The sequence below is a fragment of the Staphylococcus sp. Mo2-1 genome (assembly GCF_046721385.1).
Lineage (GTDB): Bacteria > Bacillota > Bacilli > Staphylococcales > Staphylococcaceae > Staphylococcus > Staphylococcus equorum_A.
In genome coordinates this window covers 1,112,590-1,129,345 of sequence record NZ_JBEUUK010000001.1, presented here as the reverse complement: position 1 = coordinate 1,129,345, position 16,756 = coordinate 1,112,590, and the positions used below count along the sequence as shown (strand labels likewise).

Genomic DNA, 16,756 nt, shown 5'->3' with positions numbered 1-16,756 from the left:
CATGAAACGTTTTAAATACGCTTTTCAAGGTATGTTAGTACTATTAAATAAAGACAGCAAATTTTTAATGCATCTTTTATTAGGGCTTGCCACTGTTATTTGTGGTATTGCTTTTGGTATTAGTCAATTAGAATGGCTTTTTATTATTATAGCGATAGGTGTTGTACTTGCTTTCGAAGCTATCAATACAGCAGTAGAATATGTGGTTGATTTAGTTACAGGTGATTATCATATATTAGCAAAAAAGGCTAAAGATATCGCCGCTTTTAGTGTTGTGTTAGCTTCTATTACTGCACTTGCTATTGGTCTCGTTGTTTTTTTACCATATGTGTTCTAAATTGTAGTGCAATTTTATAGAATTTGTTTATACTTAAAGAACAGAGTAATTAAACATTAAATCGATAATTAAGTGGATTTTTTTAATAACCCTTAATATTGAATAGGAGCGTGTTAGCTATGGCTTATCAATCACACTATTTTACAGAAGTAAGAAATGCTCAAGCCAATTCATATTCACCATATAGTAATTTTAAAGTTGGTGCATATTTAAGAACGAAAGACGGTAAAGTTTATCATGGAGCAAATGTTGAAAACGCAAGCATACTCAATGGCAATTTGTGCAGAGAGATCAAGTTTGGTTGCTGCAATATCAGATGGTTATAGACCAGGTGATTTTGAATCAATTACAGTTACTGTTGATGCAGATGCGCCATCTTCACCATGTGGTGAATGTCGTCAGGTGTTAAAAGAATTATGCGATGACGATATGCCAGTATATATGACTAATCATAAAGGCGATATGATAGAATCAACCGTAAATGACTTATTACCATTAGGATTTTCTGGAAAGGATTTAAATTAATGACAGGACATAAATCAGGATTTATATCAATTATAGGTAGACCCAATGTTGGGAAATCTACGTTTGTTAACCGTGTGATCGGACATAAGATAGCTATTATGTCTGATAAAGCACAAACTACAAGAAACAAAATTCAAGGCGTTATGACACAAGAAGATGCTCAAATCATTTTCTTAGATACACCTGGTATTCATAAACCGAAACATAAATTAGGCGACTACATGATGCGCGTCGCTACAAACACGTTATCTGAAATAGATGCTATTATGTTCATGGTAAATGTAAATGAAGATATAGGTCGTGGTGATGAGTATATTATGGATATGCTTAAAACGATTAAAACACCTGTCTTTTTAGTATTAAATAAAATTGATTTAGTACACCCAGATGAACTTATGCCAAGAATTGAAAAATACAAAAAATATATGGATTTCACTGAAATTGTACCAATTTCAGCACTGGAAGGCTTAAATGTAGATCATTTTATAAATGTAATAAAATCTTATCTACCAGAAGGACCTAAGTACTATCCAGATGATCAAATCTCTGATCATCCAGAACAATTTGTTGTAGGCGAGTTAATTCGTGAAAAGATTTTACATTTAACAAGTGAAGAAATCCCTCATGCCATTGGTGTAAACGTAGATCGCATGGTTAAAGAAGATGAAGACAGAGTTCGAATTGAAGCAACAATATTTGTTGAACGAGATTCACAAAAAGGTATTGTTATTGGTAAAGGCGGTAAAAAACTTAAAGAAGTTGGTAAACGTGCACGCCAAGATATCGAAATGTTACTAGGATCTAAAGTTTATTTAGAACTTTGGGTAAAAGTCCAAAAAGATTGGCGAAATAAAGTTAACTTCATCCGTCAAATGGGTTATTTAGAAGATCGAGATTAATTTGGGAGTCGGTGAGCTAATGTGTTAATCAAACAAAAAGGTATTATTATTAAAACGGTTGATTATGGCGAATCCGATAAAATTATCACAATTTTAAATGAGCATGGTGCAAAAGTACCACTAATGGTGCGAAGAGCTAAAAAAAGCAAAAGTGGTTTACAAGCTAATACACAGTTATTTGTGTATGGCTTATTTATTTATTCTAAATGGAAGGGTATGGGAACACTGAGTTCTGTCGATGTAATAGACCAAAATTACAACCTTCGTTTAGATATTTATGAAAGTAGCTTTGCCAGTTTAAGTGCAGAAACAATTGACCGCTCGATTGAAAGTGATGAAATTTCTCAATATAGCTATGATTTATTACATTTTGTATTGTCGAAAATTAAAGATGGTGTATCTGCCCAACTCATGTCAGTCATTGTTTTATTAAAATGTATGACAAAATTTGGCTTCAATGCAATTTTTGACAAGTGTGTAGTTACTGATAGTAATGATCAATCTCGTTTAATTGGTTATAGTTTTAAATTTGATGGTGCTATTTCTGCGAATGTGCGACATCAAGATCCACATGCACTCATTTTAATGAATAAAACACTTTATCTATTGGATATATTGCAAAAATTGCCGATTAGTCAAATGAGTTCTTTGAGTATTCATGATGATGTAGTAGATGAAATGTCAGAGTTAATGATTATGCTCTATAGCGAATATGCAGGTATGTTTTTTAAAAGTCAAAAGTTAATTAACCAACTACATAGATTAGATAGTAATCTGTAATTATCTATGTACGAGAAGAACGTAAATTTAAAAAAGAGTACACCTTGAAAATAAATTTCAAGGTGTACTCTTTTTATATTAATAATATATGTTTTCAGCTGTTTGAATAGATGAAAAATGATGGAGTCAGCCGACAAAATTAAATTGTTGTAGCAAGATTTCGTCATGAGCCCGACTTGGCAAAGTAGCTTGGAAATTTGAATACAAGTGCTGAAGCTTTTCCATAGGAACCAATTCTCTTCATAAATGAAGTTGTAGTTCTTTAAGATCTAGATATAAGCACATCTTCAATTCATTCAACCACTGCCAATATAAAAATTGAGGCTGAGACATGTATTATGTCTCAGCCTCATCACGTTATTAGCAATCTGCTAAATCACAGCTGTGTATTTTATTTAAAAATTAGAATTTTACTTTTTCAGTTAAGAAAGCTTCTAATTCTGAAATTGGCATACGTACTTGTTCCATTGAATCACGGTCACGTACTGTAACTTGTTGATCTTCTAATGAATCAAAGTCAAAAGTAATACAGTAAGGTGTGCCGATTTCATCTTGACGACGGTAGCGTTTACCAATAGATTGTGATTCATCGAAATCTATTGCAAAGTTAGCGCTTAGCTCTTCAAATATTTTGATAGCGTCGCCAGATAATTTTTTGCTTAATGGTAAGATAGCGGCTTTATATGGTGCTAGAGCAGGGTGGAAGTGTAATACAGTTCTAGAATCTTTACTTCCTTCAACGCCTTCCTCACTATATGCATCACATAAGAAAGCTAATGTAACACGATCAGCACCTAATGAAGGTTCGATACAATATGGAATATATTTTTCGCCTGATTCTTGATCGTGATATTGGAAATCTTCACCTGAATGTTCACTGTGTTGTTTCAAGTCGAAGTCTGTACGACTTGCGATTCCCCATAATTCACCCCAACCGAATGGGAAACGATATTCAATATCTGTTGTAGCATTAGAATAGTGAGATAATTCATCAGCGTCATGATCACGTAAACGTGTAGCTTCTTCGCTTAAATTTAAGTCTTTTAACCATTGACTTGCAAATGTTTTCCAGTAGTTATACCATTCAATTTCTTCACCAGGCTTACAGAAGAATTCTAATTCCATTTGTTCGAATTCACGTGTTCTGAATATGAAGTTACCAGGTGTAATTTCGTTACGGAATGATTTACCAACTTGACCAATACCAAATGGTAATTTTTTACGCATTGTACGTTGTACATTTTTATAGTTTACGAAAATACCTTGTGCAGTTTCTGGACGTAAGAAAATTTCATTTGTTGAACTTTCAGTTACGCCTTGGAACGTTTTAAACATTAAGTTGAATTGACGAATATCAGTCCAATTGGCTGTACCACTTACAGAACAAACAATACCTTCTTCATCGATAATACGTTTCATTTCGTCGAAACTTAAGCCATCAGCTACAAAGTTTTCATCACCTTTAACATTTGCCATATGATCTTCGATAATTTTGTCAGCACGATAACGAATCTTGCTGTCTTTGTTATCGATCATAGGATCGTTAAAGTTACCTAAGTGACCTGAAGCTTCCCAAGTTTTTGGGTTCATTAAAATAGCCGCATCAATACCAACGTTATATGGTGATTGAGTGATGAATTTTTGCCACCAAGCTTTTTTAATATTATTTTTTAATTCTACTCCTAGTGGACCGTAATCCCATGTATTTGATAAACCACCATAAATATCACTACCAGGGAATACAAAACCTCTATGTTTTGCTAATGAGACAATTGTTTCCATATCTTTTGTCATAAAAAACACTCCTTTTTAACATAAAAACGCCCCAAGACAAAGAAAAAGCCAAAAAAACTTAATCATTGTCTTGGGACGAGTTAATCATTTTTAATCACATATAAAATATACATGTTTATTTAAATTATTCTTGATAACCCGCGGTTCCACCCAACTTAGTGTGTACACTCGCTTTTATCTATCATTTAATTGTGGCCAATGAGTCTTGTTAGGCTTTCACTGTCCCCAACTCGCTTTAATTTTAATATTAATGTATTGTGCGTTTATTAGCAAGTAATTATATGTATTTGTAGCAATTAAAAATTCCATGTATAATTAAGAAGAATGAGTGAAGGGGTGAAGTACAATAGAACTAAGTAAAAGACAACAGCAAATAGTTGAAATTGTCAAAAACAACGGTCCTATAACTGGTGAGCATATAGCAGAAAGACTTAGTTTGACACGTGCAACATTAAGACCTGACTTAGCCATTTTAACAATGTCCGGTATTTTAGAAGCTAGACCACGTGTAGGTTATTATTATTCTGGTAAGCCAAAGAATAAATTACTAGCTGATCAATTAAAACAATATATAGTGAAAGATTATGCATCGCATCCTGTTGTGGTTAAAAATGAGATGTCAGTTTATGATGCAATATGTACAATATTTTTAGAAGATGTCAGTACGTTATTCGTAATCAATAGTAATGGAGATTTTATTGGTGTTTGTTCGCGTAAGGATTTACTACGAGCATCTATGATTGGTGAAGATATACACACAATGCCTGTAAATATTATTATGACACGCATGCCGAACTTAAGCTTTATTCTTGAAGATGAAAGAGTCGTTTTTGCGACCAATTTAATGATTGAAAAAGAAATTGATTCACTACCCATCGTAATCAAAAAAGAAAATGGCAAATATGAAGTCAAAGGACGTATATCAAAAACTACAATTACAAAAATCTTTGTATCATTATTAAACGAATAGGTGGTATTTAACTTATGGAAAATATAAAAATTATAGTCGCATCGGACTCGGTAGGAGAAACAGCTGAGCTTGTGGCAAGAGCATGTATTTCACAATTTAATCCAAATCAATGCGATAGTGAAATTAATAGATATCCGTATATTGAAACTTTAGAAAATGTAGATGAAGTTATCCAAGTAGCTAAAGATACAGAAGCTATTGTTGTCTATACACTAGTTAAACCTGAAATAAGAAAATATATGGAATCAAAAATCAAAGAGGATGCAATCAAATCCGTAGATATTATGGGTCCGCTCATGAATATCCTCTTAGACAAAATTGATGAACAGCCTTATTTTGAACCAGGGCTAGTACATCAATTAGATGAGGCATATTTCAAAAAAATTGATGCAATTGAATTTGCTGTAAAATACGATGATGGCAAAGATCCTAAGGGACTAACAAAAGCAGATATCGTGCTATTAGGAATCTCTAGAACTTCAAAAACCCCACTATCACAATATCTTGCACACAAAAGTTACAAGGTGATGAATATACCTATTGTCCCAGAAGTAACACCACCGGATGATTTGTTTAACGTTGATCCATCAAAATGCATTGCTTTAAAAATAAGTGAAGAAAAACTAAACCGTATTCGTAAAGAACGTTTAAAACAACTCGGTTTAGGTGACAGTGCAAGATATGCGACTGAGCAAGCGTATTGAAGAAGAATTAAATTACTTTCATGAACTCGTGGATAAGATAGGTTGTCCAGTTATTGATGTTTCTGATAAAGCGATAGAAGAAACTGCAAATGATATTATTAGCATTATTGAGCAAAATAGTTTCAAAAACCAATGAAAAAAGCTATAATATTGTAATTAATGTCTAATAGGTGATTAAGTTGCGAATAGAACAATCAACAATAAATGAAATAAAAGATAAGACTGACATACTCGACTTAGTAAGCGAGTATGTCAAATTAGAAAAAAAGGGACGCAATTATATTGGTTTGTGTCCTTTTCATGATGAAAAAACACCGTCATTTACAGTGTCAGAAGACAAACAAATTTGTCATTGCTTTGGTTGTAAAAAAGGTGGCAATGTTTTTCAATTTACTCAAGAAATAAAAGATATTTCTTTTACAGAAGCAGTAAAAGAATTAGGTGAACGTGTGAATATTGAAGTTGAAACTGACCAAAGTGCTTCAGGGCAAGATGATAAACATCAGGTTGCATCAGAAGATTTACAAATGATTGAAATGCATGAACTGATGCAAGAATATTATCACTATGCATTGAAGAAAACAGTAGAAGGTGAAGCAGACTTTAACTTATTTAAAAGAACGTGGATTTACAGATGCATTAATTGATGCAAGAAAAATTGGCTATGCACCAAAGAATTCTCACTTTTGTCATGATTTTTTACAAAAAAAGGTTACGACATTCAATTAGCCTATGAAGCGGGTTTATTGTCTAGAAATGAAGAGAATTTTAGTTATTATGATCGCTTTCGAGATCGAGTTATGTTTCCACTGATGAACGCTCAAGGTAGAACAGTGGGTTATTCCGGTAGAACATATACGAATCAAGAGCCAAAGTATCTTAATAGTCCTGAAACGCCCATCTTCCAGAAACGAAGGTTGTTATACAATGTTGATAAGGCGCGAAAATCGATACGCAAAAATGATGAAATTATCTTATTAGAAGGATTTATGGATGTCATTAAAGTTGACCAAGCCGGAATCAAACAAGTCGTTGCTAGCATGGGTACACAAATTTCACAAGAACATATTGCTTTCATTAAGAAACTCACATCTAATGTAACGTTAATGTTTGATGGTGACTTTGCAGGTAGTGAAGCAACATTGAAATCAGGTCAAGCGTTATTGGAACAAGGATTTAATGTATTTGTGGTACAACTTCCAAAAGATATGGATCCAGATGAATATATTGGAAAACACGGCGCCGATGCATTTAACTATTATGTAGAACATGAAAAGAAATCATATATTTTATATAAAGTGCATATACATCAAGATGAAATAGACAATAATGATTTATCATATGAAAGATATTTAAAAGAGATAACAAATGATATATCACTCATGAAGTCATCAATACTTCGTAAAAAGATATTGCAAGAAGTATCGGAATTGTTTAAAGTTAGCTTGGATAGTCTAAATAATGAAGTAGGACACCAACAAGATTATTATCAACCTCAAGCTTACCAATTACCAACAGTCCCACAATTTAATAACTTAAACAAAAACGAAAAAGCAGAACGTGCTTTATTGAAACATTTTATGAATGATAAAGACACTTTCTTGAATTATCACAAATTACTTCAAGTAGAAGACTTTACAAATGAGTATTTTAAGCGTATATTTAATGTTTTACACCAGTTTTACTCTGAGCATGATACATTTAATATTAGTGACGTTTTACAGTACATTGATTCCAATGAAATCAAGGAAGCATTTATATCATTAGATAACTATATGATAAATGAAGAACCATTTGAATATGAAATTGATGACTATGTAAATACACTAACATCTAATAGAAATGAAGAAACGATAGAATCGCTTAATCATAAGCTACGGGAGGCTTCGAGGTTAGGTGATTTAGAATTGCAAAAATATTATTTAGAAAAAATTGTAAATCATAATAAAAATAGGATGAATTAATTCAATAATGAATGTATGTGTATATTAATAGGATTAACAGCCTGTATACTAGAATGTTATTTTAATTCAGTTTTATAAATTTTGACTATAAAATATTTTGGTATCAAGTTGATATTATATATTCGGGAGGCCTTTTCATGTCTGGAAATAAAGTTAAAGTTAAAAAACAAACCATCGACCCATCTCTAACTTTAGAAGATGTAAAAAAACAATTGATTGAAAAAGGTAAAAAGCAAGGACACTTGAGTCATGAAGAAATTGCTGAAAAAATGCAAAACTTCGAAATGGATTCTGATCAAATGGACGAACTTTTTGACCAATTAACAGATAACGACATAAGTTTAGTTAATGAAAAAGATAGTTCAGACAAAGATTCAAAATTAAATCCAAATGATTTAAGTGCACCTCCAGGTGTGAAAATAAATGATCCAGTCCGTATGTATTTAAAAGAAATCGGACGCGTAAATTTATTAAACGCACAAGAAGAAGTTGAATTGGCTAAAAGAATTGAAAAAGGCGATGAAATTGCTAAATCACGTTTAGCTGAAGCGAATTTACGTCTTGTAGTCAGTATAGCCAAAAGATACGTAGGACGCGGTATGCTGTTCCTTGACCTGATACAAGAAGGTAATATGGGACTTATTAAAGCCGTGGAAAAATTCGATTTCAATAAAGGTTTCAAATTCTCCACATATGCAACGTGGTGGATACGTCAAGCTATCACGCGTGCGATTGCTGACCAAGCACGTACGATTCGTATACCTGTTCACATGGTTGAAACAATTAATAAATTAATCCGTGTACAAAGACAATTATTACAAGATTTAGGCCGTGATCCAAGCACCAGAAGAAATTGGTGAAGAAATGGATTTACCACCTGAAAAAGTAAGAGAAATACTGAAAATAGCTCAAGAGCCAGTTTCTTTAGAAACACCAATTGGTGAAGAAGATGATAGTCATTTAGGCGACTTCATAGAAGACCAAGAAGCCCAAAGCCCTTCAGATCATGCGGCTTATGAGTTGTTAAAAGAACAGTTAGAAGATGTATTAGATACACTAACTGACCGTGAAGAAAATGTATTACGCTTACGTTTTGGATTAGATGACGGTAGAACTCGTACATTAGAAGAAGTTGGTAAAGTGTTTGGTGTAACTAGAGAACGAATTCGTCAAATCGAAGCTAAGGCACTTAGAAAATTAAGACACCCAAGCAGAAGTAAACGTCTAAAAGACTTTATGGACTAACTTTTTAGCTCTTTTGTACAATGATGTACAAAAGAGCTTTTTACATATACATAGAGGAGAACTTTTTATGATTCCATTAAATCAAAGATTAAAAAAAGTAAGTACTTATATACAAGGCGATTGTCTAGCGGACATCGGTTCGGACCATGCATATTTACCAATTTTTGCAATTGAAAACAACTTAACGCAAAAGGCAATTGCCGGTGAAGTGATCAAAGGACCGTTTGAAGCATCGAAGCGCAATGTCATTGAACAACAACTACATTCTTTTATTGACGTTAGACTCGGTGACGGTTTATCTGTCATACAAAAGAGTGACGATATTTCATCGATTACGATTTGTGGTATGGGCGGGCCTTTAATTGCTAAAATACTAGATGAAGGTTCTGAAAAATTAACAAATCAACCGAGATTGATTTTGCAAAGCAACATCCAATCTAGTGCCATACGAAAACAACTTGTGAAGATGAATTACAGTATTATAGCTGAGGATATATTAGAAGAAAAAGGTCATATATATGAAATTATTGTTGCAGATTATTTAGAAAGTGTTGAACCTTTATCATCACAAGCATTAAAATTTGGCCCTGAATTATTGAAAAATAAAAACAATTTGTTTTTCAAAAAATGGGAACGCGAACGAGATGCATTATATAAAATACAACAGAATTTAAATCCACAACAAGCACGCCGAACGCTTAAATGAAATCAATAATGAAATTAATTTAATCAATGAGGTGATATAAATGAACGTTGAACAATTTCTTCACATTATTAATCAGCATGTACCATTGAATACGGCAGAATCATGGGATAACGTAGGCTTACTTATTGGTGATACATCTTCTACAGTTACAGGGGTTCTGACTGCGCTTGACTGTACTGATGATGTAGTTGAGGAAGCAATGACGAATCAATGTAATACAATAGTTTGTCATCACCCGCTAATATTTAAAGGGGTTAAAAACATTACACAGCAAGATGGCTATGGAGCTATCATAAGGAAGTTAATTCAAAATAATATTAACCTTATCGCCTTGCATACAAATTTAGACGTTTATCCAAAAGGTGTTAATGCGATGCTCGGCTAATAAAATCGAATTACACAATCAACATATTCTAAATCCAGAAACAATTCCATATTTTAAAGTCCAAGTGTTTATTCCAAAAGTAAATTTAGAAACTTTCAAAAAACGTCTGAGTGAAGCAGGTTTAGCACAAGAAGGCGAATATGAATATTGCTTCTTTGAAAGCCCTGGTAACGGACAATTTAAACCTGTAGGTCATGCAAATCCACATATTGGTGAATTAGGATCTGTGGAACATGTTGAAGAGTATAAATTAGAATTTATGATTGAAGCCAATCAACGCGTTTTAGCACAACAATTAATCACACAACATCATCCATATGAAACACCCGTTTATGATTTTATAAAAATGGAAAAAGAAGCAAATTATGGTTTAGGTATGATCGGTGAACTTAAAGCATCTATGTCAGCAGAATCATTTGTGAAGCACGTTAAAACACAATTGCAAATGCCTAGTGTCCGATTTACTGGTGACAAAAACGCACAGATCAAAACAGTTGCTGTTATTGGTGGTTCTGGTATTGGTTTTGAGTATACTGCAGCTAAAAAAGGTGCAGATATATTTGTGACTGGAGATATTAAACATCATGATGCTTTAGACGCTAAAATTGCAGGTGTTAATTTATTAGATATTAACCATTATAGTGAATATGTGATGAAAGATGGATTGCGTCAACTTTTAATAACATGGTTAAACGACGAAGAATTTAATTTTAATATAAACGCATCCCAATTAAATACAGATCCATTTGAATATATATAATACGTGAATGACTCGAATTTACTTATGACAGGTAGGTTCGAGTTATTATTATGTACAATGAATGAATAACATATGCAATATGATTAAATAATTTAGTTCAAAATTATAAGCTAATGCTTTATAATAGATAAGATGAAGATTTAAGGAGGCCAAGACATGGCGAATCACCCATTTGAGAAATTTAATTTAGAACCAAGTCTATTAGACGCTGTGAAGGATTTGAATTTTACTCAACCAACTGAAATACAAAGTAGAGTAATACCAAAAATAATGAAACAGGTAAATTTAATAGGTCAATCACAGACTGGTACAGGAAAATCACATGCATTTTTATTACCATTAATGAATTCAATCAATACAGAATATAAAGAACCACAAGCAATTATCGTAGCCCCTACAAGAGAGCTAGCACAACAATTATTTGATGTAGCTAGTCACTTAGCCAAATTTAAAAATGAAGTCTCTGTAAAGCTATTTATTGGTGGTACAGATATAGAAAAAGACCGTAATCGAGCAAAAAACCAACCACAACTTATTATTGGTACACCAACACGTATAAATGATTTAGCTAAAAATGGGGATTTACATGTTCATTTAGCTTCTTATTTGGTTATTGATGAAGCAGATTTAATGATTGATTTAGGTTTAATTGAAGAAGTAGATTATGTGGCTACAAGATTAGATGAAAATGCGCATATTGCAGTTTTCAGTGCCACTATACCAAAATCACTGCACCCATTTTTAAACAAATACCTAGAAAATCCCGAGTATGTCGAAATCGAAAATACTCAGAAAAATAAAAAGAATATAGAATTCTATTTAATTCCAACAAAAGGTGAAGCGAAAGTTGAAAAAACTTTAAAGCTAATTGATATTTTAAATCCTTATCTATGTATTATTTTTTGTAATAGTCGTGATAGTGCGGACGAATTAGCAAAACAATTAGTCGCGTCTGGTTTGAAATTAGGTATGATTCACGGTGGATTAACACCGAGAGAACGTAAACAACAAATGAAACGTGTTAGAAACTTAGAATTCCAATTTGTTATTGCGAGTGACTTAGCTTCACGTGGTATAGACATTGACGGCGTGAGCCATGTAATTAACTTTGATGTACCAAGAGATATTGATTTCTTTACTCACCGTGTTGGACGTACTGGACGTGGCCAATATAAAGGTGTCGCAATTACATTATACAGCCCAGATGAAGAAGAAAATGTTACTTTGATTGAACAACGTGGCTATGAATTTGAAAATGTTGACATCAAAGATGGTGAATTAAAAGCAGTAAAAGCCCATAATACCCGTCGAAAACGCAGAAATAAAGATGATCACTTAACAAACGAATTAAAACATAAAGTAAAAAGTAATAAGAAAAAAGTTAAACCTGGTTATAAAAAGAAATTCAAACGTGATTTAGATGATTTAAAACTTAAAGAACGTAAACAATTTAGTAAACAACAAAGTCGACAACAGAGGAAAAATAAAAAAGGATAGGTGACTACTATGTTATTGGGATCTCATGTATCTATGAATGGTAAAAAAATGTTAGAAGGTTCAGCAGAAGAAGCACATAAATTGGGCGAATCAACTTTTATGATTTACACAGGTGCGCCTCAAAATACTAGAAGAAAACCCATCGAAGAATTAAATATTGAAAAAGGGCATGAAATTATGGAGCAACATGGTCTTTCAAATATTGTTGTTCATGCACCATATATTATTAATATAGCTAATACTATAAAACCACATGTTTTTGACTTAGGTGTGGAATTCTTACAAAGTGAAATTGAACGTACACAAGCGCTAGGTGCAAAAGATATCGTACTTCACCCTGGATCACATGTAGGTGAAGGCGCTGATGTAGGTATTAAAAAAATCATTGAAGGCCTTAACGAAGTGCTAACTAATGACAATAATGTAAGAATTGCTTTGGAAACAATGGCTGGTAAGGGTTCAGAAGTTGGAAGAAATTTTGAAGAAATAGCTCGAATTATCGATGGTGTTAATCATAATGAAAGATTATCAGTGTGTTTTGACACGTGCCATACGCACGATGCAGGTTACAATGTTAAAGAAGATTTTGATGGCGTATTAAACGAATTTGATAAAATCGTTGGTGTGGATAGAATTAAAGTTGTACATGTGAATGATAGTAAAAACGATATTGGTGCTCATAAAGATAGACACGAAAACATTGGCTTTGGTTATATCGGCTTTGACGCTTTAAATTATATCGTTCATCATGATGCCTTTAAAGATGTACCTAAGATTTTAGAAACGCCTTTCGTAGGTGAAGACAAAAAAAGTAAAAAGCCACCCTACAAACTAGAAATTGAAATGTTGAAACAACAACAATTTGATCCTGAATTACAAAACAAACTTTTAAATCAATAAAATAAATATAAAACACGAACACTTTCATTTAACAAAAGTGTTCGTGTTTTTTGATAAGTCGTAAAGATTACTATTTACATAATGACATCTACGTTGTATAGTATAAAACGAGGTGAAAACATGTCTACGCCAGTATTCGAATTAAAAAATATTGATTATTATTTTGACAATAAACAAGTACTAGAAAATATAAATATTAAAATTAATCGCGGAGAGTTTCTAGCAATTGTCGGCCCAAATGGAGCAGGGAAATCAACTTTGCTAAAAATTATACTCGGATTATTACCTATACAAAAGGGACAAATTTATGTTGATGGTAAAGATTACAATGGTAAACAGTCTATGCTTAAAATCAGTTATGTTTCCCAGAAAGCACAAGCTTTTAAAGCCGGATTCCCAGCCGAGCGTTAAAGAAGTCGTAATTAGTGGTCTGACTAAACGTAAAAAATTACTGCAATGGTTTAATAAAACTGATGAAAGCAAAGTGAAAGAAGTATTGAAAAGGCTGAATATAGAACACTTGATAGATAAAAACATAGCTGAACTCTCAGGAGGACAACAGCAACGTGTATTAATAGCTAGAGCCTTAATTAGCGAGCCATCGGTATTGATTTTAGATGAACCTACAAGTGGTATCGATGCCAAACATGTAAGTGAGTTTTATGAAACACTAGAGACCCTTAAACATGAAGGTGTAACAATCATTTTAGTAACTCATGATATTGGTGTTGTTGCTCGATACAGCTACCGAAGTAGCGTGTCTGAATAAACATTTACATTTTCACGGTTCTACTGAAGATTTCAAATCGTTGGATGAAGTTGAAATATCGAAAATATATGGACACCCTATTCAATTTGTAGATCACCAACGATAGTAGGGAGTGTTGTTCATCATGATAGAAGCATTACTTAATTTTGATTTCATGCGGTACTCCTTAATTAGCGGTGTGCTTATTGGTCTTATTGCACCATTAATCGGTGCTTTTATTGTTGTACGCAGGTTATCACTTATTGCTGATGCATTAAGTCACGTCACTTTAGGTGGTATTTCATTTGGCATGTTTGTCGTTACAATTATGCCAACTTTAGCATTTATAAATTCTATGTGGTTTGGTATTCTTTTTGCTATTATAGGAGCACTATTAATTGAAAATCTTAGAACTTCTTACAGTAATTATCAAGAGATTGCGATTCCTATTATTATGAGTGCGTGTATAGCACTGAGTGCTATTTTTATTTCTCTTGCGGATGGTTTTAATCAAGAGATTGTTGGTTTACTCTTTGGTTCAATTAGTGCAGTAACTGAAAGTGATTTAATTACTATTATTGCTATTGTAATTATTGTAATTGTCTTTATATTATCCTTTTATAAAGAATTATTTATATTGTCATTTGATGAGGAATACAGTAAAGTCATCGGCATTCCTAATTGGATACAATACCTATTTATTATTATTGTAGCTATGGTCATATCAGCTTCTATGCGTGTTGTAGGCATCTTATTGGTAAGTGCATTAATCACACTACCTGTAGCTATTGCTATGCGCACGACGAAAGGTTTCAAGCAGTTAATCATCCTAAGTGTTGTTATTGGAGAACTGTCAGTTATCGGTGGATTAGTTTTAGCGTTTTATATGAACATTTCTCCTGGTGGTGTGATTGTAGTATTACTTGTACTTATCCTTGCAATAACGATGATGTACCAAAAATTTAAAATAAGAATGGTAAAAGGGGCTGTTAAAAATGAAAACTGAGGAAGCCATTGATATAATCAAAGCAAACGGTCATAAATATACAAATAAAAGACGAGAAATGGTAGATATCTTCGTTGCAGAAGATAAATATATTAATGCAAAGCATATTCAACAAAAAATGGATGAAAATTATCCTGGCATTTCTTTTGATACCATATATCGAAACTTACATCTTTTTAAAGATTTAGGCATTGTAGAAGGTACAGAACTTGATGGAGAGATGAAATTTAGAATTGCTTGTACAGATCACCACCACCACCATTTTATTTGCGAATCATGTGGTGACACTAAAGTGATAGATTTTTGCCCAATTGAACAAATTAAAGCTTTTCTACCACAAGTAAATATTCGTACACATAAATTAGAAGTTTACGGTGTTTGTGAACTTTGTCAAAAAGCTTAAGTTGTTTAAACTAAGCGCAGAATATAAAAATTGAGCCGACGTTAATAAAGACGTTTGGCTTATTTTTTAAGTTTTAAATAAATATGATAAGTTGATTTATAATGGCCGTAACGGTCTCTATATTGAATTAACATCATTTATGTACTAGGTAAACGAGCATAATAGCACAGCGTACAAAAAAACATTATTCTATAACTTGTAAAACATCACAAAATAATTCTTTCTACTAAAAATGAGTTGATTAAACATAGGCCGTTAGTATGAATTAAATTGAATTTTTAAAATAGTTCGTCAAAGATGTTTAAATAGGTCTGATTTGAGATATACTAATAAAGGAACTAAAGATGACAAATAGTATTTTATGACTATATGTATTGCTTTCACAAGCATATTAATTGTTGTCATTAATATAACTTGTTATGCTTTATTTAAGATTAATTAGGAGGATGATTATTTATGGCTTTTGAATTACCAAACTTACCTTATGGTTTTGATGCATTGGAACCACACATTGATCAACAAACAATGGAGATTCACCATGACAAACACCATAACACTTATGTAACTAAATTAAACGCCGCAGTTGAAGGAACTGATTTAGAATCTAAATCAATCGAAGAAATTGTTGCAAACTTAGACAGTGTACCAGAAAACATTCAAACAGCTGTTCGTAATAATGGTGGAGGACACTTAAACCATTCATTATTCTGGGAATTATTAACTCCAAACTCTGAAGAAAAAGGTACTGTTGTTGATAAAATTAAAGAACAATGGGGTTCTTTAGATGCATTCAAAGAAGAGTTTGCTAACCAAGTCTGCAGCACGTTTCGGTTCAGGTTGGGCATGGCTAGTTGTAAACGATGGCAAATTAGAAATCGTTACTACGCCTAACCAAGACAACCCATTAACTGAAGGTAAAACACCTATCCTAGGCTTAGATGTTTGGGAACATGCTTATTACCTTAAATACCAAAACAAACGTCCAGACTATATTAGTGCATTCTGGAACGTTGTAAATTGGGAAAAAGTTGACGAATTATATAACGCTCGCTAAATAATTAAGCAGGCGATTATGACGGCCTTTTCAAAGGTCGTCATTTTTTTTAACTAAAATAATAGAAATATTGTCTGAT

9 protein-coding genes and 8 pseudogenes are annotated in these 16,756 nt (G+C 32.7%); 16 read left to right on the top strand and 1 reads right to left on the bottom strand.

What is annotated here, in order from left to right; translation table 11 throughout:
* Position 1 precedes the first annotated feature (1 nt).
* From ABLV95_RS05695 to recO, 4 genes and pseudogenes are all read left to right on the top strand, one after another.
* The gene (locus ABLV95_RS05695; protein WP_069815488.1) at positions 2 to 337 is read left to right on the top strand and encodes a diacylglycerol kinase family protein; all 336 of its coding nucleotides are present in this window, start codon (positions 2 to 4) and stop codon (positions 335 to 337) included.
* Positions 338 to 456: 119 nt separating this feature from the next.
* Positions 457 to 862, top strand: a pseudogene (cdd, locus tag ABLV95_RS05690) (cytidine deaminase).
* Positions 862 to 1,761 carry a GTPase Era gene (gene era, locus ABLV95_RS05685; RefSeq protein WP_002507481.1) on the top strand — a complete coding sequence of 300 codons (900 nt, stop codon included), beginning with the start codon at positions 862 to 864 and terminating at the stop codon, positions 1,759 to 1,761. The pseudogene cdd and the gene era overlap by 1 nt, the downstream one beginning before the upstream one ends.
* Positions 1,762 to 1,782: 21 nt before the next feature.
* Positions 1,783 to 2,541, top strand: coding sequence for a DNA repair protein RecO (gene recO, locus ABLV95_RS05680; RefSeq protein ID WP_427704346.1), 759 nt, complete (start codon positions 1,783 to 1,785; stop codon positions 2,539 to 2,541).
* Positions 2,542 to 2,943: 402 nt separating this feature from the next.
* Here the strand turns inward: recO and ABLV95_RS05675 are convergent, their stop codons facing one another.
* Positions 2,944 to 4,335, bottom strand: a complete 1,392-nt coding sequence (locus ABLV95_RS05675) for a glycine--tRNA ligase (RefSeq protein WP_046465446.1) — start codon at positions 4,333 to 4,335, stop codon at positions 2,944 to 2,946.
* Between the two features lie 346 nt (positions 4,336 to 4,681).
* Here ABLV95_RS05675 and ABLV95_RS05670 point away from each other — a divergent pair, with 346 nt between their 5' ends.
* The 12 genes and pseudogenes from ABLV95_RS05670 (at position 4,682) to ABLV95_RS05615 (ending at position 16,677) form a co-directional block, all read left to right on the top strand.
* Positions 4,682 to 5,305 (top strand): helix-turn-helix transcriptional regulator, encoded by a 624-nt coding sequence (locus ABLV95_RS05670; protein ID WP_460872882.1) that lies wholly within the window; start codon positions 4,682 to 4,684, stop codon positions 5,303 to 5,305.
* Between the two features lie 14 nt (positions 5,306 to 5,319).
* Positions 5,320 to 6,145 (top strand): annotated as a pseudogene (locus tag ABLV95_RS05665) (pyruvate, water dikinase regulatory protein).
* 43 nt (positions 6,146 to 6,188) lie between these two features.
* A pseudogene (gene dnaG / locus ABLV95_RS05660) lies at positions 6,189 to 7,973 on the top strand (DNA primase).
* Positions 7,974 to 8,110: 137 nt separating this feature from the next.
* Positions 8,111 to 9,218 (top strand): annotated as a pseudogene (gene rpoD / locus ABLV95_RS05655) (RNA polymerase sigma factor RpoD).
* A 67-nt stretch (positions 9,219 to 9,285) separates the two neighbouring features.
* Positions 9,286 to 9,964 (top strand): annotated as a pseudogene (locus ABLV95_RS05650) (tRNA (adenine(22)-N(1))-methyltransferase).
* Positions 9,965 to 11,069 (top strand): annotated as a pseudogene (locus ABLV95_RS05645) (Nif3-like dinuclear metal center hexameric protein). It begins immediately after the preceding pseudogene.
* Positions 11,070 to 11,225: 156 nt separating this feature from the next.
* Positions 11,226 to 12,566, top strand: coding sequence for a DEAD/DEAH box helicase (locus tag ABLV95_RS05640; protein WP_460872682.1), 1,341 nt, complete (start codon positions 11,226 to 11,228; stop codon positions 12,564 to 12,566).
* Between the two features lie 9 nt (positions 12,567 to 12,575).
* A complete protein-coding gene (locus ABLV95_RS05635; protein ID WP_046465439.1) occupies positions 12,576 to 13,466 on the top strand; it encodes a deoxyribonuclease IV in 891 nt (296 codons plus the stop codon).
* A gap of 120 nt (positions 13,467 to 13,586) precedes the next feature.
* A pseudogene (locus ABLV95_RS05630) lies at positions 13,587 to 14,363 on the top strand (metal ABC transporter ATP-binding protein).
* Positions 14,360 to 15,220 (top strand): metal ABC transporter permease, encoded by an 861-nt coding sequence (locus ABLV95_RS05625; RefSeq protein WP_460872681.1) that lies wholly within the window; start codon positions 14,360 to 14,362, stop codon positions 15,218 to 15,220. The pseudogene ABLV95_RS05630 and the gene ABLV95_RS05625 overlap by 4 nt, the downstream one beginning before the upstream one ends.
* Positions 15,210 to 15,623 (top strand): Fur family transcriptional regulator, encoded by a 414-nt coding sequence (locus ABLV95_RS05620; RefSeq protein ID WP_427704353.1) that lies wholly within the window; start codon positions 15,210 to 15,212, stop codon positions 15,621 to 15,623. The genes ABLV95_RS05625 and ABLV95_RS05620 overlap by 11 nt, the downstream gene beginning before the upstream one ends.
* Positions 15,624 to 16,079: 456 nt before the next feature.
* A pseudogene (locus tag ABLV95_RS05615) lies at positions 16,080 to 16,677 on the top strand (superoxide dismutase).
* Positions 16,678 to 16,756: the final 79 nt, after the last annotated feature.